Raw genomic sequence first — 7,971 nt, forward strand, 5'->3', positions numbered from 1 at the left:
TTCGGAATTTCGTCAGTCCTCTTGAACCATTCTTACCATAGATATTTTTTGGACTCCCGACCTATATTATCCTCGACTACCTCTAGTTCGCATTTCCTCAGCTTAACCTGTTAGGAGATAACCTCAGCCGACTTCACCGAGCTTATAACAAAGCTTTTCTTAACTTAATGCTTCGCTATTCGGAGTATTAGAGAAGCCCTTCAAGGCGTTACCCTATCATTTGACTTTTCAAGTTATCAGTTCTTAAACAGTTTTATCTGTTTAGGCAATCCTTTTCATATTGCAACGTGTCGCACCTATGTAATTTTTATTATCAAAATGTCTTCCATGTCTTGTTACTCTTATAGGAATCTCATTAGTATTAAATAATACTCCACACATATTTACAATTAAGTTAAATGCTATCCTTTCTTTTTCTTCATTATTATAACTAATATCTTCTAGAATTTTATATTTAAAAGCTCGTCGATATGCAGATTCATTGTTGTGATTCTCTTTATCTGAATTATTTAAAAAGTTATTAACACTATTTTTTAATTTATTATAATCTTCACTATTGTAATATAAGTCTATTTTTTCCTGCGTCATAGACTTTCGAGTAACATCAACATACTCAAAATAAGAATCTATTTCACTATTTATTAATTTTTTTGATTCTTTCAATAAATCTCTTTTTATTATTCCTTCTGCAAACCCATCTGAAATCTTGTGATCAATTATAATAAAAACTTCGAAATTATCATCTTCTTTAAATATTACCCAATTCCAAAGAATTTCATTTAAAAACGATTTTTTAACAAAATCTACTCTTAACTCATTTAATATTTTTAATTTTGATTCTAATGCATCCTCATGAGTGCAATTTAATAGCTCTACTACATATATTGGAATATCTTCAACTTTATCACAGGTTAGGAAAAAGTACTTTTCATCCTCACATGTTATGTGAGTCCTCAATAGTTCATGTTTATTAATAAAATTCTTTAGTCTATTTTTTAACTCTATGAAATCTACTGAATTTAAAACTACATTCATTTGTAATAAAGATTTTCTCTTCAAACTAAATTGATTTTTTAGTGTCCCAAAAAAATCTATATATTTCAAGTTAGCTCTATTTGAAATTACATTGCTAATTTCTTCGCAATTTTGCTTTGCTTCTAAAATTATTTTATTGATTTCATTTACTTGAATTTTACGCAATGACTTTTCAACCTTCGAACATGCAATGCTATTTTTTAACTTATCGCTATAATTTTCATATATATGCTTTTTAATTTTCTCTTCAATTTCTTTATCTGATGTAGTTATCTCTATATCTCCCTTATTCTTTATAAATTGAATACTACAATCTTTTGATATTTCATTTTTTATATATTCATCTATCTCTAGTACAGAATTGCTAAAATTAATTTTACTTTCAATTAATTCTGCTTGCTCCTTTAATAAAGGGTAAGAAAATATATCTATTATTTTTATTTTTACATCAAACTCTTTATGAATATATTCAGCCAAATTAAGTGTATTTAATGAATTTCCACCTATTTCAAAAAAGCTACAGTTTATTCCTATTTTTTCTTTTCCTAAAACTTGACTCCATACTTTAACTAATCTTTCTTCTATTTCATTTGTAGGAGCTTGATACTCAGTTAAGTTATTTTCCCACACTGGCTCTGGGAGAGATTTTTTATCAACCTTTCCATTAGTGGTTAATGGTATTTCATCAATATCTACAAAAATATCTGGAATCATATAATCTGGCAGCTTTTCTTTTACGTAGCTTTTTAAATTTAAATCATTAAGATTTTTTTCTCCTACTACGTAAGCACATATCTTTTTATCATTTTTTTTATTTTCTTTCACTAGAACTACCACTCCTTTAATGTATTCATGCTGTAATAGTCTATTTTCTATCTCACCAAGTTCTATTCTAAATCCTCTTATCTTAACTTGATTATCTATCCTACCTAAAAACTCTATATTTCCATCAGGTAACCATCTAGCAAAATCTCCCGTTTTATACATCTTTCCTTGCAGCTTAAATGGATTCTTTATAAATTTTTCTGCTGTTAATTCTGTATTATTAACGTATCCTTTTGCTAATCCATCACCCGAAATATACATTTCACCACTTGTACCTATTGGCACAAGTTTCATATACTTATCCAATATATATATTTGGGTATTATTAATCGGTTTGCCTATTGTGATTTGTTCAGTGAAACTTTGTTTACTAAAAGTTGACCACACAGTAGTTTCTGTTGGTCCATACATATTATATATACTTGCATTAGTTGTTTGACTCAAAGACTTCAGTAAGGTTTCTTTAAGCGGTTCCCCACCAACTAGGATAATTTTAAGCTTTTTAAGTTCTTCAACCGCTTTATCTTCATTAATAATCATCTGCATTCTTGAAGGTGTTACTTGCAAAACATCAATATTCCAATCATGTATTAATTTTTTCAATAGCTGTGGATTTATTTGTTCTTCTTCATCTGCAATAACTATTTTCAACCCTAAAATTAGTGGTAACAAAGTTTCCAAAACAAATATGTCAAATGAAATATTTGTAGCACATAGAATAGCGTTTTTATTCGTGAAATTTATTGATGATACAATTCCATTTATGAAATTAACAACTGCCTTATGTTGTACTTCTACTCCTTTTGGCTTCCCTGTTGAGCCAGATGTATAAAGTATATAAGCTAAATCACTTGACTTAATATTGCTAATATAAGGAATATTTTTATATTTCATCAAATCCATTAGTCCATGTTGATACTTATATTTTTTATCGATACATTTTCTACTATGTGATTTACTCACCTCTATTACGCAATCATATCTGAACTTTGTTAACTCATTTTCTATTGTATGAATTTTTTTAGAAAACTCTATTTTATTAATTTCTTGAAAATCAATGGCTATATCTTCAAAGTAAGCTCTTGGTACAAATAACTCCGAATCAAATTGTATCTTGGTTTTATTTCCATGACTTGAATTATTTCTCTTAAATTCATTTAAAGATTCAATTAAATCTTCTTTCAGTTCAGAATCCATAATATCACCAATATAGATTATTCCCTTATCCTTTAAAAGATTTAGGGATTTTTCAATAATACTTCTTAAATAATTATGCCCTGGAAAATACTGTATAACGCTATTGATTATTATTACATCAAAGTCCCCATCATCAATTTCATTAATCTCATGTGCTTTCAAGCATTTTAATTTTATATTTTTAATACAACCTTTCTCTACTCGCTCACTATTTCTTTCGATTACTGCACCTGACATATCTGTACCAAAATACTCATTTACATGAGGAGCTATTTCAAACATTGTTAATCCGGAAGCACATCCAATTTCTAACACTTTACTATCTTTATTAATGTATGGTTTAAGCTTATATAATGTATTTTCACTATATTCTTTCATTTCTTCACATGAAAATTCTTGTCCATTATAACTACTCTTCCAGCCGCCTTCACCTATTTTGCTAGAACTACTGCTAACAACATGATTCCAAAGGTCCTCACTCATAAAATTACTATCATTAAATTCTTCCACATCATAAACATTATTACAATTTAAACATATATAGTTTTGAAATTTAGAACACTCCCACTGAAGTTTATTTAAAATAGGAATCTGTTCTTTACTTGATATCATATTTCTTATTTCACAATCTTCAGCAATTATCTTTATCCTATCTATAGGGTATTGAGGATCAATTGGAACATATGTACCCCCTACCTTTAGCGTTGCTAAAATAGCTATAATCATAAGTTCTGATCTCTCCATGAGTATTCCTACTTTAGAATTATTTCCAACATTACCATGATGGAACAAATAACTAGCTAAGTTATTTGAATATTCATTCACGTCATTATACGTCATTGTCTTATTTTTAAATACTAGTGCTACATCATTTGGAGTTTTCTCAACCCGTTCTTCAAAAAGTTCTTTTATAGTTATAGTATTGTCATATAATACATCTGTGTTATTAAATTCAATTAATAACTTCTTTCTCTCCTCATCTAGTAGAACATCTATTTCTGATATCTGCACATGTCTATTATTAGTTATATTACTCAGAACTTTTTTAAATCTCTTAATCATTTTTTCAACGGTATCCTGTTTAAAAAGTCCTGAACAATACTGTATTTCAAAGTTTATTTTTTCCTCATATTCAGTCGCTATAAATAACAAATCAAATTTAGATGTTTTATTCTTGTATGCATACTGTTCTATAGAACAATTATTTAATTTCACACCATACTGTTTCATATTCTGCAATATAAACATTACATCAAACACCGGATTTCTATTTGAGTATCTTTTAAGATTTAACTTTTCTACTAATTCTTCAAATTGATATTCCTGATTTTCATAAGCTTTTAAACAGTTTGTCTTCACCTCAGTTAAAAATTCCTCATATGTTTTATTCCCTAAAGGATAATTTCTCATAGATAAAGTATTTACAAACATACCTATTATATTTTGGAGATTTTCCTGTTTTCTCCCTGCAATTGGACTTCCTACAATTACATCCTCTTGTCCACTATATTTTGATAACAGTATATTTACTGCTGATAATAATACCATATAGATTGTAGCTCCCGTTTCTTTTGCAAGATTTTTCAACTCTATTGTCGTGTCCTTATCGATTACAAATTTTACACTATCCCCTTCAAAACTTTGAACATCTGGCCTTTTATAATCTGTAGGCATATTTAGTACTGGTATTTCATCACTAAACATATTAATCCAGTATTGTTCCTGTTTTTTCATATCTTGTGATTTTAATAAACCATTTTGCCATGCTGCAAAGTCCTTGTATTGAAGCTTTAATAAATCTAAATCCTGTTGATTATATAGATTTTCAAAATCTTTTATTAATATCCCCATAGATGTTCCATCTGATATTATGTGATGCATATCTATTAATAAATAGGTTTTGTTCTCGTTCTCAATGAGCTCTACTCTGAATAAAGGAGCCTTTTCTAAATTGAATGGTCTTACAAAGTTATCTATTATACTTTCTATATCTCCCTCTTCTTTTTTGCTCATTAATTCAAAGGTATAGTTCTTTTGTACCTTTTGTACTATTTCACTACTATTAGATTGAAAATAAGTTCTTAATGCTTCATGTCTTTTAACTAGTTTTTTGAAGGCTTCTTCCACTCTCCACTTATCAACCTCACCCTTTAGTTCGAACGCTACAGGCATATTATAAGCTGTACTATTTTTATCAAATTGTTGAAGCATATACATTCTTTTTTGAGCCGAAGATGCTTCATAATATTCCTTTTCTTCTACTTTCTCTATTTTTGAATAAGGGCTCTCTTCTGCATTTTTTATATATTGGCTTAATTCTTTTATTGTTGGCATTTTAAATAACTCTTTTAAAGGAACTTCTTTATTTAATTCCTTGTGAATTTTAGCCATAAGCATTGTAGCTTTTAAAGAGTGTCCTCCAAGATCAAAGAAATTATCATTTATTCCAACCTTTTCAACTCCTAATATTTCGCTCCATATTTTTGATAAAGTCTCTTCAACCTTATTTCTTGGAGCTTCATATTCAGTTAAAGTTACATCTAAGTTTGGTTCTGGAAGTGCTCTTCTCTCAAGCTTTCCATTGGTTTTAAGCGGCATTTTTTCTACCTGTACAAAGTAAGCTGGAACCATATATTCTGGCAATGTTTCTTTTAAGTAACCTTTCAAATCTAACTCTTGAAGCTTTTTGTCACTTACAACATATGCACATATATATTTCTCACTATCTTTGTTTTCCTTAACTAAAACTGCTGCCTCTTTAATATTTTCATGCTGTAATAATCTATTTTCTATCTCTCCAAGTTCGATTCTGAATCCTCTTATCTTAACTTGATTATCTATTCTTCCTAGGAACTCTATATTTCCATCTGGTAACCATCTAGCTAAATCTCCTGTTTTATACATCTTTGTTCCATGCTCAAATGGATTATCCACAAACTTTTCATCTGTTAATTCAGGTCTATTCACATATCCTCTTGCTAATCCATGTCCTGCTATGTATAACTCTCCTGCTACCCCTATTGGAACAAGTTCATTATTCTTTAAAATATATAATTCAGTGTTATCAATTGGCTTTCCTATTGGTATTATTCTTTTACCATCGCTAGCACAATCAAAATAAGCTACATCTATAGTTGCTTCCGTTGGACCGTATAAATTTATAAGTTTTTTTCCAGTCTCAAACTCTTTATAGAACTTTGATACTTGCTTAAAGTTTAATGCTTCTCCACTTGAAAATACTTGTCTTAAACTTGATAAATTTATGTTGTTTCTATTTTCTTCTACACAATATAAGAAAACATCTAACATAGAAGGTACAAAATGCATTGTTGTTACTTCGTACTTATCTATTGTTTCTATTATTTTCATCGGGTCTTTTTCTCCGTTAGGAGTAAGCATACATACTTTTGCTCCTACTAATGACCACCATAAAATCTCCCACACAGAAACGTCAAAAGTATACGTTGTTTTTTGTAAGATAGTGTCTTTTTCAGTTATTGGATATTTCTTTTGCATCCAATTTAACCTATTAACCAATGATCTATGTTCAATCATAGCTCCCTTAGGTTTTCCAGTTGTTCCTGATGTGTAGATAATATATGCTAATTTAGTTGAATTATTTATCTTCTCTAAATTACTAGACCCTCTATTAAATAAATTTTCATCATATAAATCTATAATCTCTCCATTAAACTCTATAGTTTCTACTAAATCATTTTTACTTAATAGAACCCTACATCCGCTATCCTTTAACATATATTCTATTCTTCCCTTAGGATAGTTCGGGTCTATAGGCAAATAAGCTCCTCCGGCTTTTAGTATTCCCATTATTCCCACTATCATCTCTAGAGATCTTTCTACCACTATTCCAACTATAGAATCAGCCTTAACACCTTTGTCTCTTAACACTCTAGCAAGACTATTTGATCTTTCATTCAACTCTCTATACGTTAACTTTTTATCTTCAAATATTACTGCAATATTATCTGGAGTCTTCTCTACTTGATCCTGAAATAATTCATGAATTGTTTTATCCTTTGGATAATCAGCTTTCGTATCATTAAATTCATGTAATATCTTTTCCATATCTTTTTGAGATAATATTTTTATATCTTTAATCTTCTTATTATAATTATTTAATATATCTATTAAAGCTGTTTCATAACTTTGGTATAAAGCTTTAACAGTATCTTCTGTAATTTTATTAGAATTATATACAATTTTGATTCCTATTGATTTATCTTTCATAGGGTCAAGTAAAAATGATAACTCATTTTTACTTGATTCGCATATATAATTAATATCTATGTCCTCATGTAAGCCCTTCATGCATATACTTATTGGTGATAATTCCATTACATCATTCACTAATCCGTTTTGTACTAAAATCTTTGAACTTAAATACGACTGATTTTTATAATTCTCTAACACTTTGGCTTTAATAGAACCCATATACTCTAAATATGTCATCTCAGGGTCTATATATGACACTAATGGTAATAACTTATTTATATGCACATTTCCTCTCATATTTTGATTACTATAACAAGGTATCCCAATTGCAATATTATTTTTCCCCATATATTTAGATAGAGTAACTTTTAGTGTTGATACTAAAAATGTATATATCAAAAGGTTGTTGTTTTTGCATATATCGCTCACCGTATTTCCAATCTCTTTATCAAATACTTCTTTATATATACATTTTTTATATAAAGATTTATCACAGTAATCCCATAAAAACTTTTCGTGACTCTTCAAATTTTTGAGTTGGTCATTCCAATGCCCTAACCCTTTATTAACTTGCTCCATCCAATCCATTCCCCCTACCTCAATAATTTTAATTTATCTTTTATTTACTTCTATTTTCATAGAATTTTATTATTTATAAACAAGTAGTTTAAGATGAATATG

Annotated in this window: 1 protein-coding gene; it reads right to left on the reverse strand. The window is 28.7% G+C overall.

Annotated elements, in window-relative coordinates; genetic code table 11:
- Nucleotides 1–261: 261 nt before the first annotated feature.
- Nucleotides 262–7,869, reverse strand: coding sequence for a non-ribosomal peptide synthetase (locus J2Z44_RS14905; RefSeq protein WP_245353378.1), 7,608 nt, complete (start codon nt 7,867–7,869; stop codon nt 262–264).
- Nucleotides 7,870–7,971: the final 102 nt, after the last annotated feature.

It is taken from the genome of Clostridium punense (assembly GCF_017874425.1).
GTDB lineage: Bacteria > Bacillota > Clostridia > Clostridiales > Clostridiaceae > Clostridium_J > Clostridium_J punense.